General features: G+C 53.2%; 12 protein-coding genes. 6 read left to right on the top strand and 6 right to left on the bottom strand.

The genetic code is table 11. The features are described 5' to 3' along the window. The first annotated feature begins 80 nt into the window (after nt 1-80). Nucleotides 81-692 (top strand): HD domain-containing protein, encoded by a 612-nt coding sequence (locus IPJ96_08800; GenBank protein MBK7910443.1) that lies wholly within the window; start codon nt 81-83, stop codon nt 690-692. Between the two features lie 14 nt (nt 693-706). Here IPJ96_08800 and IPJ96_08795 read toward each other — a convergent pair whose 3' ends face one another. Both IPJ96_08795 and rocF read right to left on the bottom strand, forming a co-directional pair. Continuing rightward, nucleotides 707-2,506, bottom strand: coding sequence for an arginine--tRNA ligase (locus tag IPJ96_08795; protein ID MBK7910442.1), 1,800 nt, complete (start codon nt 2,504-2,506; stop codon nt 707-709). Nucleotides 2,507-2,521: 15 nt separating this feature from the next. Beyond that, nucleotides 2,522-3,463, bottom strand: a complete 942-nt coding sequence (gene rocF, locus IPJ96_08790) for an arginase (protein ID MBK7910441.1) — start codon at nt 3,461-3,463, stop codon at nt 2,522-2,524. 140 nt (nt 3,464-3,603) lie between these two features. On the opposite strand from rocF, the gene IPJ96_08785 reads away from it, so the two are divergent. Beyond that, nucleotides 3,604-5,007 (top strand): arginine decarboxylase, encoded by a 1,404-nt coding sequence (locus tag IPJ96_08785; protein ID MBK7910440.1) that lies wholly within the window; start codon nt 3,604-3,606, stop codon nt 5,005-5,007. Then, the gene (locus IPJ96_08780) at nt 5,007-5,804 is read left to right on the top strand and encodes a hypothetical protein (protein MBK7910439.1); all 798 of its coding nucleotides are present in this window, start codon (nt 5,007-5,009) and stop codon (nt 5,802-5,804) included. The genes IPJ96_08785 and IPJ96_08780 overlap by 1 nt, the downstream gene beginning before the upstream one ends. A gap of 7 nt (nt 5,805-5,811) precedes the next feature. On the opposite strand, the gene mnmD is transcribed toward IPJ96_08780, so the two are convergent. The 3 genes from mnmD to IPJ96_08765 are packed head-to-tail and all read right to left on the bottom strand — an operon-like array spanning nt 5,812 to nt 8,572. Continuing rightward, nucleotides 5,812-6,504: a tRNA (5-methylaminomethyl-2-thiouridine)(34)-methyltransferase MnmD gene (mnmD, locus tag IPJ96_08775; protein ID MBK7910438.1), complete on the bottom strand. Its 693-nt coding sequence runs from the start codon at nt 6,502-6,504 to the stop codon at nt 5,812-5,814. Continuing rightward, a complete protein-coding gene (locus IPJ96_08770) occupies nt 6,504-7,505 on the bottom strand; it encodes a cation transporter (GenBank protein MBK7910437.1) in 1,002 nt (333 codons plus the stop codon). Before IPJ96_08770 ends, mnmD begins: the two co-directional genes overlap by 1 nt. Beyond that, nucleotides 7,505-8,572 (bottom strand): DUF2027 domain-containing protein, encoded by a 1,068-nt coding sequence (locus IPJ96_08765; GenBank protein MBK7910436.1) that lies wholly within the window; start codon nt 8,570-8,572, stop codon nt 7,505-7,507. Before IPJ96_08765 ends, IPJ96_08770 begins: the two co-directional genes overlap by 1 nt. Nucleotides 8,573-8,906: 334 nt before the next feature. Between IPJ96_08765 and IPJ96_08760 the strand changes: the two genes are divergently transcribed. Then, nucleotides 8,907-9,665, top strand: a complete 759-nt coding sequence (locus IPJ96_08760; protein MBK7910435.1) for a shikimate dehydrogenase — start codon at nt 8,907-8,909, stop codon at nt 9,663-9,665. A 99-nt stretch (nt 9,666-9,764) separates the two neighbouring features. Further along, nucleotides 9,765-11,792, top strand: a complete 2,028-nt coding sequence (gene uvrB, locus IPJ96_08755; protein ID MBK7910434.1) for an excinuclease ABC subunit UvrB — start codon at nt 9,765-9,767, stop codon at nt 11,790-11,792. On the opposite strand, the gene IPJ96_08750 is transcribed toward uvrB, so the two are convergent. Further along, the gene (locus IPJ96_08750) at nt 11,789-12,286 is read right to left on the bottom strand and encodes a GNAT family N-acetyltransferase (protein MBK7910433.1); all 498 of its coding nucleotides are present in this window, start codon (nt 12,284-12,286) and stop codon (nt 11,789-11,791) included. The two genes, uvrB and IPJ96_08750, sit on opposite strands and share 4 nt — an antisense overlap. A 101-nt stretch (nt 12,287-12,387) precedes the next feature. Between IPJ96_08750 and IPJ96_08745 the strand changes: the two genes are divergently transcribed. Further along, on the top strand, nt 12,388-16,440 hold the full coding sequence (locus IPJ96_08745; GenBank protein ID MBK7910432.1) for a T9SS type A sorting domain-containing protein: 4,053 nt from the start codon (nt 12,388-12,390) through the stop codon (nt 16,438-16,440). The last annotated feature ends 3 nt before the right edge of the window (nt 16,441-16,443 follow it).

The raw sequence follows: 16,443 nt of genomic DNA, 5'->3' as shown, positions 1-16,443 counted from the left end.
ACAAGCCGCTGCCGGGTTTCGCCTTTTCAAAAAATCAGCGAACAATCGCATAGCGGGAAATTCTTCGTACTTTTCCTCGTATGGTGAATATCCGGCTGCTGGATATACAGGTAGCGCAGATGCTGCAGTCGCGGCTTTTGCCGGACCTCTATTACCACTCACCTGCCCACACCCGGGATGTATTGCGGTCCGCCTTGCGCATAGGTCGTGAAGAAGGCCTCTCGCCATTCGAGCTGGAACTCCTGGGGGCCGCAGCGATCCTGCACGACACCGGTTTCACGGTTGCCTACGCCGACCACGAATGGCATAGTTGCGCGATCGCGCGCATCTTATTGCCCCAACACGGTGCGGATGAATCCTTTGTCGAACGAGTGTGTGACCTCATTCAGGCTACGCGCATTCCTCAACATCCGACCGACTTGCTTTCGGAGATACTGTGCGATGCCGATCTGGATTACCTCGGACGGGATGACTTCGAGGAGATTTCCAATCATCTCTACCGAGAATTGCTAGCCTACCGGATCGTGAACGACTCGTTCGAGTGGGACCAGATTCAGGTTCGTTTTCTGGAAAACCACCACTATCACCGCCCTTTGATGCGGGAGTTACGGGAATGGAAGAAACGGGAACACCTGGAGATCATCCGGGAACGACTGGACAATCGCCCCGAAGAAGAGGAAGATGATGAATAAGCCGGATATCCTTATCACATCCGCTCAGGCGCCTCGATGCCGAGCAGCCTTAACGTTTCTTTGATGACAGCTCCCGTTACCCGGCTCAGCTCCAAGCGGAAGGCAGAGGCAGTGGGATTGGCCGCATCGATGATCTGGTGGTCGTGCCAAAAGTGATTGAAGCTTTTTGCTACTTCGTAGGCATAATTCGCGACCAGGGCCGGAGAATATCCATTCGCCGCGTCTTGCAGGACTTCCGGATATCGGTACAATACGCGTAGCAGGTCTTTTTCGCCCTCATCCGGTTGGTGTGTTCCGGTAAGGCTTTTATTGACATTGGCAGCCGTTCCCTTTCTCAGGACGGAACAGATGCGGGCATGGGCATACTGGATGAACGGGCCGGTGTTACCGTTGATGTCGATGCTCTCCGCCGGATTGAAGAGCATACGCTTCTTGGGATCGACTTTCAGGATGAAATACTTCAACGCGCCCATTCCAAGCGTGTGGTACAAATGCCGGGCTTCCGCTGAATCGAAATCGTCGATCTTCCCCTGCGCCTTGGTCGCCATTTCGCATTGCTCCACCACTTCACGGATGAGGTCATCGGCATACACGACGGTACCTTCTCGGGATTTCATCTTGCCGGACGGAAGGTCGACCATCCCGTATGACAGATGGTATAAACCGGTAGCCCATTCCCGGCCTAGTTTCCGGAAGATTTCCCGCAGTACTTTGAAATGATATTCTTGTTCATTTCCGACTACATAAATCAATGATTCCAAGCCCTTAAACTCATCGTAGCGCAACTGCGCGGTACCCAGGTCCTGGGTGATATAGACAGAAGTTCCGTCGGAGCGCAGGAGCAATTTCTGATCAAGTCCGACATCCGTCAGATCAATCCAGACGGAGCCATCGTCTTTGCGATAGAACACCCCTTGGGACAGACCTTCATCGACAATTCGTTTTCCTAAGAGGTAGGTTTCAGATTCGTAATAGGTTTTGTCGAAGTCCACCCCCATGAGCCGGTAAGTCTCATCAAAGCCTTCGTAGACCCAGCCGTTCATCCGTTTCCACAAAGCAATGGTCTCCGGATCGCCGGCTTCCCATTGGCGCAACATCTCCTGGACTTCAAGGGTCAGTGGCGCCTGTTTTTCGGCCGCTTCTTCCGGAAGACCGGCTTTCTTGCCCTCCTCGATCTGCTCCTTGAGTTTCTTGTCGTACACGACGTAGTACTTGCCAACCAGGTGGTCGCCTTTCATCCCACTCGATTCGGGCGTCTCGCCATGACCGAATTTTTTCCAGGCCAGCATGGATTTGCAGATGTGAACGCCCCGGTCGTTGACGAGGTTCACCTTCGTGACATCATGGCCGGCGGCTTTCAGGATTTCCGCGACGGAAAAGCCGAGCAGGTTGTTCCGGATGTGCCCAAGATGGAGGGGTTTATTGGTATTCGGCGAAGAATACTCTACCATCAAACGGCGACGCGCCGTCTTCCCCGCATCAAATAATTGCCGGGTATCAGCGGCAATGGCCTGAAAGAAATCGTTCCAGAAACGATCGGCAATGACCAGGTTCAGAAAGCCTTTGACGACATTGAATCGCGTGACGATCCCGGCAAATTCCACGAGGTATCCGCCCAGTTGCTCGGCCGTAAGTTCGGGTGACAAGCCGGAAACCTTGGCCAAGGGAAACACCAACAGGGTGATATCCCCTTCAAACTCCCGCTTGGTCTCCTGGAATACGACCTGGTCAGCGGCAATGGATTTTCCAAACCGGTCTTGAACGGCAGTGACCACCGATTGGCGAATGGTATCCTGGAATCGTTGAATTGACATATCGTAAGCTGGGAATCAGGCGAGCTGGCTGACCACCCGTTGAAGGATTTCAAAGGTGTTTTCAGCCATCAGGTTTTCTTTGTCGAGGGTCGGATTGACTTCGGCGATCTCAAAGCAACAAACCTTTTCATTCTGGATAAGTCGCACCAGTAAACTACCCGCTTCTTTCTCTGTAATGCCGTTACGGACGGGGGTCCCGGTTCCTTTTGAAATGGAGGAATCCATGGAATCCACGTCAAAGCTGATATAGATCAGGTGGCAGTGGTTCAGGTGTGCCAGGGTATCGCGGGCGATCTTTTCCACCCCATTGCGCTTCACTTCACTTGTGCTGAAGACCTTCACTTTGTGCTTTTTCAGCAGATAGGTCTCTTCCGGTTCGGTGTCCCGTAAGGCGATGAATACAAGGTCTTTATAGTCTAATTTGGGTGCAATATTTCCCAATTTCTTGATCTTGTTCCACCACTCCAGCGTCTCCTTATCAGGCCGGTTCATCTTATTCGAGGCATTGTCCTCGTTGAGTACTGCGGCCAACGGCATGCCGTGCATGTTGCCGGAAGGGGTCGTCCAGGGTGAATGGAGATCGGCATGGGCGTCGACCCAGATCACGCCGAGGCGCTGCTTCGGGTAAGCCATCCGGATACCGGAGATCGTTCCCGCCGCTGTTGAATGGTCGCCAGCCAGGACGATGGGAAACTCATTACCCTTGAGGGAATTCTTCACCGCGTTGGCCACCCGTTCCAACATGGCATAAACCGCCTTGATACGCTTCGCGTACGGACTTCCCGGAGCATCGAACAACTGTTTGTTCTCGTTCGGCACTTCCGTCGCATCGATCTTCTTGAACAGGTTACTTCCGTAGTCGAGCGCTGCCACTTTGATGGCATCTGGTCCCATGCTGGCCCCCCGGGTACCGGCGGCGATCTCCGACTTGACTTCAATGAACCGGATCTTCTTCATAAGGTTCTGGCATCTAAAAATTTACTCTCCAACGCAGGAGGGAAATGTAAGTTACTTACTTTCGCAAGCCCCCGGCGATCCGGGAGACTTACTTCACGTTAAAACGACCAATCCGACTTACCCGGAGCATCCACGGGACGATGAAAAACACCTATCGCGACCTGATCGAACAAACGTTCTACTTCCCCCAGGAAGGATTCGAGGTCATCGACAACCAGCTACACTTCTACGGCATCGATTTGATGGAGATCATCAAGCAATACGGTACTCCGTTGAAGATCTCCTACCTCCCCAAAATCGGATCGCAAATTAAGAAAGCGAAGCGGATTTTCAACGTAGCCATTGCCAAAGCCGACTACAAAGGGTCGTATACGTACTGTTACTGTACGAAAAGCAGCCATTTCAGTTTCGTACTGGACGAGGTTTTAAAGAACGAGGTCCACCTGGAGACCTCCTCGGCCTACGATATCCAGATCATCCGGTCGTTGTACGCGGCAAAGAAACTCGATAAGTCCATCACGATCATTTGTAATGGTTTTAAACGAGACCAGTACATTCAGTACATCTGCGACCTGATCAACGACGGATTCGAAAACGTCATTCCCGTGCTCGACAACATGAACGAGCTGGAGCAATACGAGAAACGGGTCAAGGGGCGCAGGAAGGTCAAGTTCGGAATCCGGATCGCGGCCGAAGAGGAACCCAATTTCGAATTCTATACCTCGCGCCTCGGCATCCGGTACGACGAGATCAAGGATTACTACGTCAAATCGATCAAGAAGAACAAGCGTTTTCAATTGAAGATGCTGCACTTCTTCATCAACACGGGCATCAAGGATACCGCCTATTACTGGTCGGAGTTGAACAAGTGCGTCAATGTCTATGGCGAATTGAAAAAAGTCTGCCCGACGCTCGACTCGCTCGACATCGGTGGCGGATGGCCCATTCGACATTCCCTGGGCTTTGAGTACGATTACGAGTACATGGCCGAGCAGATCATCAAATCGATCCAATCGGCCTGCAAGACTCAGGGCGTCGACGAACCCAACATCTATTCGGAGTTCGGAAGCTTCACCGTTGCTGAAAGCGGGGCTACGCTCTACTCGGTCGTCGACAAGAAACAGCAGAATGACAGTGAACTGTGGTACATGATCGACAGTTCCTTCATCACTACCCTGCCCGACACCTGGGGCATCAAGCAAAAATTCATCCTGCTGGCGATCAACCAATGGGAAAGGGATTACGACCGGGTGAATATCGGCGGTATCACCTGCGACAGTGACGATTATTACAACAACGAATCCCACGTCAACCAGGTGTATCTTCCGCGCATACGGGAAGACGACAAAGAGCCGCTGTATATGGGCTTTTTTCATACCGGCGCTTATCAGGAAAGCATCGGCGGATACGGCGGCATCCAGCATTGTCTCATTCCGGCACCCAAGCATGTCATCATCGACCGGGATCAGGACGGAGAGATCGTTACCCGATTGTTCGCAAAAGAGCAAAGCGCGAAGAGCATGCTGAAAATCCTCGGCTATTGATGAGTCAGGGCGTCATCTCCCCTGCCATTGGCGGCTTCTTCTTCAAATCCCGGGATCCGAAATCACTGGCTCGATGGATGGAAGACCGTCTGGGTGTTCCGTTCGGCACGCAGTTGTATGCATCTTTCCTATGGAAGACGTCTCCTGACGACTCGATGACCGGCCGTACAGAGTTAGGATTGTTTCAGCAGGATACGGATTACTTCTCTCCTTCCACAACAGATTTCATGCTGAACATCCGCGTAACGGGATTGTTTCAGCTACTGGATCAACTGCAATCCAAGGGTGCGACCGTTCTCGATCAAACCCAGTCGTTCGAATACGGCCACTTTGGTTGGGTCCTCGATCCGGATGGAAACAAGATTGAACTTTGGGAACCGAACGAGTCTGGTTTTGGCGATTTACCAGCACAGACTGTTTCGTCGCGCATGACCTGCGATGGTATCGGAGGTGTTTTTCTAAAGAGTCGTCAACCGGACCAATTGAGTAACTGGTTCCGGGAGATGTTTCAACTGCCGATGCAGGGCACAATGGCATTGTTTAAGAATTATCCCGTCAATGGAACCGTGCAACAGGTTCAGGTCTTTTCCATCATGAAGGAGGATAGCTCTTACTTTGCCCCTTCAGCGCAACAATTCATGTTGAATTTCCGGGTTCCCGACCTCGATGTTGTCATCCGTGAACTGAAAGATCATGGTGAGACACTCGTTGGCGAACCGGAATCGCACCCGCAAGGGAAATTCGCCTGGGTGCTGGATCCGGAGGGACGAAAGATCGAACTCTGGCAACCTGCCTGAAACAGGTTTACAAAATTTTTACCGCGCGTATCATTTCACGCTTACCCGGAGGACCCGGAAGCGCGATAACCTGTAGCCCAACTGCTTTCAAGGCGCGCTTGAATGCACCCTGTGCGCAGTAAGTGACCATGCTACCACCCGTGCACAGGCGTTCCGCCAATCGTCGCATAGCCGACTCGCCCCATAGTTCCGGCTGTACACGCGGGCCAAAAGCATCGTAATAGACCAGATCAGCCGGAGGAAGTTCAATCGGGTCATTCCACGAGGCGTTCCATTTCCAAAGCTTGAATCGTTCGTCCAAATCGACCGGTACACCCCAGGGCGCATCGTGCAGTCGTTTGAATGTCTCGGAGTATTCTTCCAGATCATTGCGGCAATAATTCAATCGATCGATCACCGGCCAGTCGAGTGGTCGAGTCTCCAACGCATGGTAATGCAGTTGGAGACTGCCTGGGTGTCGTTTCAAAAAATCGAAGGTCAGCAGGGCGTTGAGTCCTGTACCCAACCCCATTTCCAGTAATACGACAGGTGTTGAGTCGTTCCGTTCCGCAAACAAGCGGGACAAACCCGCATCGATGAAAACATGACGCGATTCCTGCAGCGCGCCTCTGGCCGAATGATAGGGCTCGTCAAGGTCGGTTCTTCGCAGCGTGAAACTGCCGTCGCTGGTGGGTGATACTTCCAGATCGTGCTCTGCCATTATCCCCGGTGTGGTTCATTCTTCAACAGGATGCGGAGATTCCAGTCCAGACGCTCCCGAAAAGGCTCCTGCCTCACCGGACAATCGGACACCGTGCAGATCGGACAGGAAGCAGGAAGGCAAGGATCGGTATGAATGAAAAACTCCACCCGGTTACGGAACCGTTCGTTGATGATGCCTTCCAACTCCTTCACCGCATCGTGCGATTTTCGGAGATCCTGATACCAGGGCAAGGTGAGGTGAGCGTCGATATGCAATTGGCTGCCATACTTCACCACACGAAGATTGTGAATGTCGATCCACTGGTCACGGCGTTGGGAATTCAGCACATGTATGATGTCTTTGATCTGATAAAAATCAGCTTCATCCATCAGGCCGGCAAGGGCATCCCGCAGCAAGCGGTACCCCACAACGAGAATATACAAGCCGAGCAACAAGGCCAGCGTGGGATCGATCCAGGCATATCCGGTCAGCCGGATGGCTCCCAGCCCGATCAACAGGATGACCGATGACCAGGTATCGGACAACAGGTGTTTCCCATCGGCTACCAGTGTTTGTGAATGCAGTCGCTTGCCCTGGCGCAACAGCAACCAACCCATGAACCCGTTGACTCCCGCCGCTCCGGCCGTGATCCACAAGCCGATGTCGATCCTGGCCAGCGGGAGTGGATGGAAAAACCCGTATACCGCCTTGACAGCCATGACTGCCCCGGCAAGAAAGATCGCTCCACCCTCAAAGCCTACCGAGAGGAATTCTATTTTCCCATGCCCATAGGGATGGTTCTCATCGCGTGGACGTGCGGCTACGGTAAGCGATAACAAGCCGATAGCGGCCGCAATGATATTGATGATGGATTCCAGGGCATCGGTCAACACCGCGTCGGAATGTGTAAGGAACCAGGCGATGAACTTCCCGATGGTCAGCAAAAGGCCGAAAATCAGAATTCCCCGCATGATGCGGATCTTCTCCGTGGCAGCCTGTTCCAGATCCATGGTGTTCATTACTGGAATATGACTTCGGTGGCGCCATAGCCGAACTGTTCAGGCGGCGCATCCTGGAATCGGATGGCGGGGTATTTTTTTAATTCTTCCCGGATAGAACTGCGCAGTACGCCGCTTCCCACACCGTGAATGAACGTGATCTTGTGCAATTTATCCAACAAAGCACGGTCAAGTTCCTTTTGGAAATGGTTGAGCTGATAGGATATGATCTGCGCGTTGCTCATACCGGTAGGATCCTTGATCAATTCCTCTATGTGCAAGTCGACGATACGCTCCCGTGAAAGGATGGTGAATTTACTTCCCCGTGCCGGCTTTGCTCCGCCCTGCCGTTCCTTCGCTTCCGCTTCCGACTTACTGAACTTTTCCAGCAGGCGGGAAACATCCACTTCCCCTTTCGGCATTACTTCTGCCAGGGAATGCAAGAGGACAGTCTCCGGATGCCCGGGTAGCTTATCGCGAAAAGAGGGTTCCAGAAAATCCGACGGACTGATACTGAGTGACCGAACGATGGGCGGTCGGAACGCATACTCGCGCTCTCCGAAGAAAAGGATCTGGAACTCGAACCCCTCGATACGGTGCAGTTCATCCGCGGAGAAGACGCCAAGGCTTTCCTCCTTTCTCGACTGCAGGATACCGGAGCGTACCCCTGATCGCACATCCGGCATTTTACGCGCTACAGTGAAGAGGATGGTCCAATGCGTGTTGTTGATCAAACGGATATCAATATCGGAAACCAATGGAGCGTCCGGTCTCTTGAGTGCGGTTGCCACATACACGGTCTGATCCTGATCCATGAACCTGATCCAGGTATCTGCCGACTTAGCAGTGGCAGCCTGGGTGGCCTCCACTAGTTTCTCAACGGGTCTTGAAGTCGAACTCGCTTCAGCCGGAACGGTCAGTTGTTCATCCAGTCCGAACTCGATCCTGACGAGTTGATGCAACTCGATAATATGGGTGAATCCATCTGAATCAATTACTTCTGCCCTGCTGTTGGGCAAAAGCCGACGTACCGTTCCTTCGATCGGATCATTGAGAAACCGGACTTTATCGCCTACTTCAGGTAGCATAGATGAAGGAATGTAGTAGTACTACTACGGTCCTGCAATTTCTCAAATTTTTAAGATTTCTATAGGAAAATTCAAGCTGAAGAGTGTGTATATTTGTGACGGAGTTATTAGTGGAGCTACTGCGAGCTTCGGCTTATCGAGAATCACTGGAGAAATGACGCTACGTCATTGGTAAGGTTTTATGCATTAACCGCTTTTATTTTTCCCGGACTGCGACCCGCGGAGCGATAGAAGACTTAAACGATTCCGACATGCTGAGTTTTCGCCCCTGCTACGACTATTGAACCGCTTGTTGAACCAGAACCTTAATCTTAACCCTAACCTTAGTACCATCATGAAACGTTTCGGATTGTTCGGTCACCCACTTGAACATTCGTACTCAAAAAAGTTCTTTACTGAAAAATTTCAGCGTGAAGGACGGACTGATTGCGTTTATGAAAATTTTGACTCTGATAACATTTACGATCTGAAGAAGATCGTTCGAGACAACCCTGACCTGGTTGGTTTGAACGTGACAATCCCGTACAAACAGGATGTCATCCCGATGTTGGATAACCTGGATGATATTTCCCAGCGGATCGGCGCGGTCAACACGATCCGGATCCAGCGATTCGAGAACGGAAAATTTGAATTGCACGGCTTCAATACGGACGCATGGGGATTTGAACTCGCCATCCGACCGATCCTTCGCCCGCACCATCGTCGCGCCCTGATCCTGGGAACCGGTGGTTCCGCAAAGGCGGTCAGCTATGTTTTTCGCAAGTTGGCGATCGAGCACTTTTTCGTGACCCGTGAGGAATCCCGATTCCATTACTGCTACGCCGACCTCAACCAGAACACCATGAAGGCGTTCCAGGTCGTGGTGAACACGACACCCCTCGGCATGTATCCGAACGTCAACGACGCTCCGAACATCCCGTACGAGTTTCTGACCCATAAGCATCTGTGCTTCGACCTTATTTACAACCCGCCCCAAACGCGCTTTTTGGAAAAGTCAAAAGCATCAGGCGCTTTCATTCACAACGGATTCCGGATGCTTCGCTTACAGGCGGAAAAAGCCTGGGAGATCTGGAACGAACCGATTTATGTCTGATCGTTAGTCAGTACAAGAATGAAGACCGGTAGATCCGGTCTTTTTTTTGTCCGACCGCCTCCCGATGTTTCGTACTTTCAAGCGCAGATTGTCCTTTCCATGTCTTTTAAAATCATTTCAGAATTCCGCCCTACCGGCGATCAACCGGAGGCGATCCGGCAACTGGTAGAGGGCCTTCGGCGCGGCGACCACGCCCAAACACTGCTCGGAGTGACCGGATCCGGGAAGACCTTTACCGTTGCCAATGTCATCGAACAGGTCCAGCGTCCGACGATCATCCTGAGTCACAACAAGACGCTTGCCGCCCAATTGTATGGCGAGTTCAAACAGTTCTTTCCGGAGAACGCGGTGGAGTATTTCGTCTCCTACTATGACTATTACCAGCCCGAGGCGTTCATACCAAGCACCAATACCTATATCGAAAAGGACCTCGCGATCAATGATGAGATCGAGAAGCTTCGGCTGAGTACCACCACTTCCCTCTTGTCGGGCCGACAGGATGTATTGGTTGTAAGCTCGGTATCCTGCATTTACGGTATCGGAAACCCGGGTGATTTTAAGGCGAATACGATCCGTGTCAGGGAAGGAGAGAAAATCAGCCGGAACGCGTTCCTTCACAAACTGGTCACCTCCCTCTATTCCAGAACCGACACCGATTTCGACCGGGGGAAGTTCCGCGTTCGCGGCGATACGGTGGACGTCTTCATCGCATACGGTGACATTGCCTACCGTTTCTACTTTTTCGGAGATGAGATCGAAGAAATCGCCTCGATCGATCCGATCAACGGAAAGACCCTTGAAAAGCACAACGCCGTTGCCATCTACCCGGCGAACATCTTTGTCACGAATCCTGAACGCCAACTGCAGGCCATCTGGCAGATACAGGAAGACATGATGAAGCAGGTGGAGTACATGAAATCACTGGGGCAGCACCTGGAAGCGAAACGTCTGGAAGATCGTGTCACCTATGATCTGGAGATGATCCGGGAACTGGGATATTGTTCCGGGATCGAGAACTACTCGCGTTATTTCGATGGCCGGGATCCCGGGCAGCGTCCCTTCTGCCTGCTGGATTATTTTCCGGAAGATTATTTGCTGGTGATCGACGAAAGCCATGTAACGGTACCCCAGATCCGGGCCATGTACGGTGGGGACCGCTCACGCAAGCAAAACCTCGTCGAGTACGGTTTCCGCTTACCAGCCGCGCTGGATAACCGGCCGCTGAAGTTTGAGGAATTTGAAACCCTGGTGAACCAGGTCATCTATGTGAGTGCCACCCCGGCTGAATATGAATTGCAGCAAAGCGAAGGTGTGCTGGTGGAACAGGTCATCCGGCCGACCGGTTTGCTCGATCCCATCATTGAAGTTCGGCCAGCGATCAATCAGGTCGACGACTTACTCGAAGAGATCGACCGGACGATCAAAGCCGGAGATCGTGTGCTCGTTACCACTCTCACGAAACGAATGGCCGAGGAACTCACCAAGTACCTCACGAACCTGAACATCAACTGCCGCTATATCCACTCGGAAGTGGAGACCCTGGAACGCGTGGAGTTGCTGCGCGACCTGCGGCTTGGCAACTTTGATGTACTCGTCGGTATTAACCTGTTGCGGGAAGGTCTTGACTTGCCTGAGGTTTCTCTGGTCGCGGTCCTGGACGCCGACAAGGAGGGCTTTCTGCGCAGCAACCGCTCGCTCACCCAGACGGCAGGACGCGCCGCGCGCAATGTCAACGGGCGGGTAATCTTCTATGCTGACAAGATCACTGAGAGCATGCAGCAGACGATGGATGAGACCAATCGTCGGCGGGAAAAACAGCTGCGGTATAACGAGGAACATGGGATCACACCGACGCAGATCCGCAAATCGAAAGACGCGATATTACTGCAGACCAAAGTGGCCGACCGCCGGCAGCTTGCGGAGCCCGGTGCCTATACCGAAGATTTTGCCACCCCATCGATCGCCGCTGATCCTGTCGTGCAGTACATGGATCAGGAGCAATTGAAGAAACTCATCGGGCAGACCAGGAAATCCATGGAGAAAGCAGCACGTGAACTGGACTTCATCGAGGCGGCCCGTTTACGGGACGAGTTATTCCAATTGGAAAAAATGGTGAACGCCCATTAGGCGGAACGATATCGTTCAAGTGCTTCCGGAGCCAATTCCATCCTGAAGGTGGTTCGTTTGAAAACCGGATGGACATGATGATCACCCTTACGCCGGAATCCCGCACGCTCATAAAGCCGAATCGCTTCGACCAACTGGTCCGCGGTATCGAGATGGATGGTGGTAAAATTACGACTGACGGACCAGCGCAAAGCCGCGTCCAACAAGGCGTTGCCGGCACCTAAGCCGCGACACCGTTCATCAACCCCCATTTTCGCTACCTGAATACTTGAAGGACTATCAGGAATCACGGCTACTGTGCCGATGGGACGGTCCTCCAGTACTGCGAAAAAGATCATCCCTCCTTTCTCCAGGATCGCCTCAGGATTTCCCAGTTGCCGTTCATCTTCCGCTGTCACGGAAAAGAGGGCAGCGAGCCAGGAAACATTCAGATTTCGAAAATCCGACCGCCATTCCGGGCGATATTCCCTGACCTGAATGTCTCTTTTATCCATTTTCGGGCACTTTTTGATTAAAATCTGATTAGGAGGATGTCAAAATTCTTCCTATATTAGAACCAGTTCATTGCTGCGTAAATAACCCTTACACCTACTACATGAAACGAGTCCTTACCCTGCTCGCGCTCGGAATTGCCTTGCAATTTAATCAGGCATCCGCCCAATGTACAACCACGAACGCGACTACCTGCGTTTGTCCTCCCGGACAGGGAACAGACTGCGATCTGTTACCTGATATTACGGTATCCAAGGATGCCATTTCAAATTCGGGAGGCACCACGGAATATGCCCAGACAGGTGCCGGCACCAACTATTCCGGCCAGGGTTCTGATGATGGTCGACTTCGCCTGACCGGTGCTACGCCGAACATCGGCTATGGTCCGATCGAGGTGCGTGGACAATCCCGTTGGGTATGCGGTACTGATACCTCGCTCACCTATCCGGGCGTCGGGGGGTGTCCGAACGGCATGGATCCCAAGCAGGTGGTCGTTCAGCGCATCTACCACAAGAATGGCAACGCCATGTCCTTTACCGACCGGCTGGCCGGTACCATGACCTATCACAGCACCCACGGTCACCAACACGTTGACTCCTGGGGCGAGTACACCATCCGTCTGGAGAATCCCAATGAACCTGATCCCAGGAACTGGTCCATTGTCGGCACAGGCTCCAAACTGGCGTTCTGCCTCTTGGACCTGAGCAATTGTAACTCCAGCGCCGGATATTGCCGGGATTCGCTCAACACGGTATTGAACTCCACCAACCTGCCCAACTATGGACTGGGTGGAGGAAGCTACGGCTGTTCAAACGCCCTTCAGGGTATTACAGCAGGGTATGTAGATATTTATTCCAAGTCGCTTGATGGAATGTGGATCAACATTCCTTCCGGAACCTGTAATGGAAACTACTGGATCGTCGTCACCATCGATCCGAATGAGAATTTTCTAGAGTACCGGGAAAACAACAACGTCATCGCGGTGCCCATTACCCTGACCCGCCAGGCTACGTCCAACCCGATCATCGAGATCATGGCCGACAAGTCCGGCACGATTGCTCAGGGTGAAACCATCCGACTGACCGCAACAGCAGGAACCGCATACCTTTGGTCGACGGGTGCGACTACTCAATCCATCGAAGTGAACACTTCGGGCACGTATTCTGTCACCGTAACCACCTATTGCGGTACCGTTACGTCTGCGCCCTTCAACGTTACCGTAATTCCGAACCCCAACGATCCTACTGTCACCAGTGCCACGATCTGCCAGGGGCAATCCGCCACCATTTCGGCTAACGCTTCTTCCGGCACGGTATACTGGTACACGCAACCTTCCGGTAACTCCTTACCGGTCGGTAATGGTCCCAGCTACACGACACCTACCCTCGGCGGCACCACGACCTACTATGCCCAGGCAGAAGAAGTAACACCTGGACCCGTGAACTTTTGCAGCCCGACCGATAACACCTTCGGCAGTGGCGCCTATTACACTTCAGCCGGAACTCCCTATGTGGTCTTTACCGCGTACTCCAGTTTCGTGCTGCAAAGTGTTCAGGTCTATGCCGGCGCTGCCGGTAACCGTACGTTCCAACTGTACGACAAGAATGCCACCCTGGTCCGCCAGGTTACAGTGAACCTTCCCGCCGGAAAAAGCCGCGCTGTCCTCAACATTACGGTTCCGGTCGGAGAGCACTTCCGCCTGCAGGTTAGCGGTACGCCGAACTTGTGGTACAACACCACCGGTGTAAGCTATCCTTATACGCTTCCGGGTTTCATGTCGGTGACGAATTCATCCGCCGGTAAATCCACTTATTATTTCTTCTACGACTGGCAGATCGCATCTCCGGACATCATCACCCGCAGCGCACGTGTCCCGGTGACGGTTACTGTTAATCCGACACCAGTTGTAAACGCTTCCGCTGCTCAATCGACCCTGTGCTCCGGCCTGAGCGTCGGCCTGAGTGCCTCCGGTGCGGACACCTATGTATGGTCTCCTGCAACCGGCCTCAGTGGCACGACCGGAAGTGCGGTGAACGCCTCCCCGACTACTTCGACGGTTTACACCGTAACCGGTACTTCGAATGGTTGTTCCGCAACCCAGACTTTATCCCTGACCGTCAACCCTTCTCCATCCGCAACGCTCTCTACTTCGAACGTAACGTGTAATGGCGGTAGCAACGGCAGCCTGCAGGCCAATGTTTCCGGCGGCACTGCCCCATTCAATTATTCCTGGAATACAAGCCCGGTTCAGACCGGTGCAACTGCCTCGAATCTGAGTTCAGGAGCTTATACCGTCAGTATCAGTGATGCCAACGGTTGCACGACCAGCGTACAGGGAACAATCAGTCAGCCCGCTGCTTTGAATCTTTCATCGAGCGTGACACCGGTTATTTGTGGACAAGCCAACTCGGGGGCCATTGACCTGACGGTCAGCGGTGGCAATGCACCCTATTCCTATAGCTGGTCAAATGGCGCGACATCAGAAGATCTGTCGAACCTGAACAGCGGCAACTTCACCGTAACGATTACGGACGCTTCTTCCTGTACCGGCAGTCAGACCTTCAATGTCGGACAAGTCGGTACCGCACCGGCGACTCCGGCATCTGTAAACGGAGCAGCGGCCGTTTGTAACAACCAGTCGCTGACCTATTCCGTTCCGGCTGTACCGGGGGCATCAACTTACAACTGGACCTTCCCGTCCGGATTCACCATCACCGGAGGTGCCGGCAGCAATTCCGTGACGGTGAGTGCTTCCAACATTCCCGCAAGCGGACAGATTTGTGTCACTGCACAAAATGCCTGTGGAACCAGCGCGCCAGTCTGCTTCACCGTAGCAAAGGTTACCGCGCGTCCGGCAACTCCGGCTGCCATCGTCGGTGCAAACATCATTTGCCCCGGTTCTACCGTCTCCTTCAGTGTCGCGGCCGATCCGATGGCAACAAGCTATAACTGGCAACTGCCCACCGGCGCTACGGTTGTCAGCGGTCAGGGCACCAATAGCATCAGCTTCACGCTGCCCACACCGTTCACCACCGGAACACTCCGTTGTACGCCTTCGAATTGCCTGGGCGCCGGCGGAACGCGGACAATGACGGTCTATGGCACACCGACCACTCCAGGCACGATCAGCGGGCCCACCAACGGAGTCTGTGCCGGTAGCACCAATGTGAATTATTCGGTTAGTCTTGTACCCAGTGCCTCCTCGTACGTATGGAGTGCTCCTCCCGGAGCAACCATTACCTCCGGTGCAGGAACAAATGCCGTCACCGTTACTTTCAGCGCGGGATTTACCGGCGGTAACCTGACCGTTGCTACGGTCAATTCCTGTGGCACCAGCAGTTCTCGCGTGGCTTATATCCGCAGCAAACCGGTTACTCCCGGTTCCATCAACGGAACCCTCACCGGAATTTGCAGCGCAGGCGCCATGAACTTCTCGATCTCACCGGTGACCGGAGCTACAGGCTATTCCTGGAATGTACCCAGCGGTATTTCGGTCCAATCCGGTGCCGGCACTACGTCGATCGGTGTGAACGTCTCTCCCGCATTTGTATCCGGCAACCTGTGTGTGACCGCTTCGAATTTATGTGGAAACAGCCCTCAGCGTTGCGCGGCCCTGACTGCCAAACCTGCTGTACCGTCCAGCATCAGCGGACCTACTGCGGTATGCGCCAATCAGACCAACGTCGCCTTCTCCACTGCCTCCGTATCCGGAGCGACTACGTATAATTGGGTGGTTCCATCCGGAGCTACCATCGCATCCGGTGCCGGTACGAATTCCATCCTCGTCAATTTCGGTGCGAATGGCGGTACCGTAAGCGTCAATGCCGGTAACGGTTGTGGCAACAGTTCCAACCGAAACATGGCAGTGGCCATCAACTGTCGTTCAGCTGCAACAGCAACCACCTCCGGAAACATCTCGGCCTTCCCGAATCCGGCATCGGAGTTGTTGACCGTACAGGTCGATGCGCTTGAAAAGTCGAACAGCCGGGTTATGCTGCGGGATCTGACCGGAAGAATCGTACTGCAACAGGATCTTCGCCTCATCGCCGGCTTGAACCAGATCAACCTGGATGTGCACCAATTGGCACGTGGAGTCTATGTGCTGGAATTGGGACAAGACGACCAACGCGAATCACTGCGGGTTGTTCTTCAATAATCG

The sequence above is a fragment of the Bacteroidota bacterium genome, assembly GCA_016713765.1.
GTDB lineage: Bacteria > Bacteroidota > Bacteroidia > AKYH767-A > 2013-40CM-41-45 > Pollutiaquabacter > Pollutiaquabacter aromativorans.
This window is presented reverse-complemented; position numbering and strand designations above follow the sequence as displayed.

Excerpts from the sequence above, each read along its gene's own strand:
- IPJ96_08800 (MBK7910443.1), top strand. The coding sequence starts at position 81 with ATGGTGAATATCCGGCTGCTGGATATACAGGTAGCGCAGATGCTGCAG.
- IPJ96_08795 (MBK7910442.1), bottom strand. The coding sequence starts at position 2,506 with ATGTCAATTCAACGATTCCAGGATACCATTCGCCAATCGGTGGTCACT.
- rocF (MBK7910441.1), bottom strand. The coding sequence starts at position 3,463 with ATGAAGAAGATCCGGTTCATTGAAGTCAAGTCGGAGATCGCCGCCGGT.
- IPJ96_08785 (MBK7910440.1), top strand. The coding sequence starts at position 3,604 with ATGAAAAACACCTATCGCGACCTGATCGAACAAACGTTCTACTTCCCC.
- IPJ96_08780 (MBK7910439.1), top strand. The coding sequence starts at position 5,007 with ATGAGTCAGGGCGTCATCTCCCCTGCCATTGGCGGCTTCTTCTTCAAA.
- mnmD (MBK7910438.1), bottom strand. The coding sequence starts at position 6,504 with ATGGCAGAGCACGATCTGGAAGTATCACCCACCAGCGACGGCAGTTTC.
- IPJ96_08770 (MBK7910437.1), bottom strand. The coding sequence starts at position 7,505 with ATGAACACCATGGATCTGGAACAGGCTGCCACGGAGAAGATCCGCATC.
- IPJ96_08765 (MBK7910436.1), bottom strand. The coding sequence starts at position 8,572 with ATGCTACCTGAAGTAGGCGATAAAGTCCGGTTTCTCAATGATCCGATC.
- IPJ96_08760 (MBK7910435.1), top strand. The coding sequence starts at position 8,907 with ATGAAACGTTTCGGATTGTTCGGTCACCCACTTGAACATTCGTACTCA.
- uvrB (MBK7910434.1), top strand. The coding sequence starts at position 9,765 with ATGTCTTTTAAAATCATTTCAGAATTCCGCCCTACCGGCGATCAACCG.
- IPJ96_08750 (MBK7910433.1), bottom strand. The coding sequence starts at position 12,286 with ATGGATAAAAGAGACATTCAGGTCAGGGAATATCGCCCGGAATGGCGG.
- IPJ96_08745 (MBK7910432.1), top strand. The coding sequence starts at position 12,388 with ATGAAACGAGTCCTTACCCTGCTCGCGCTCGGAATTGCCTTGCAATTT.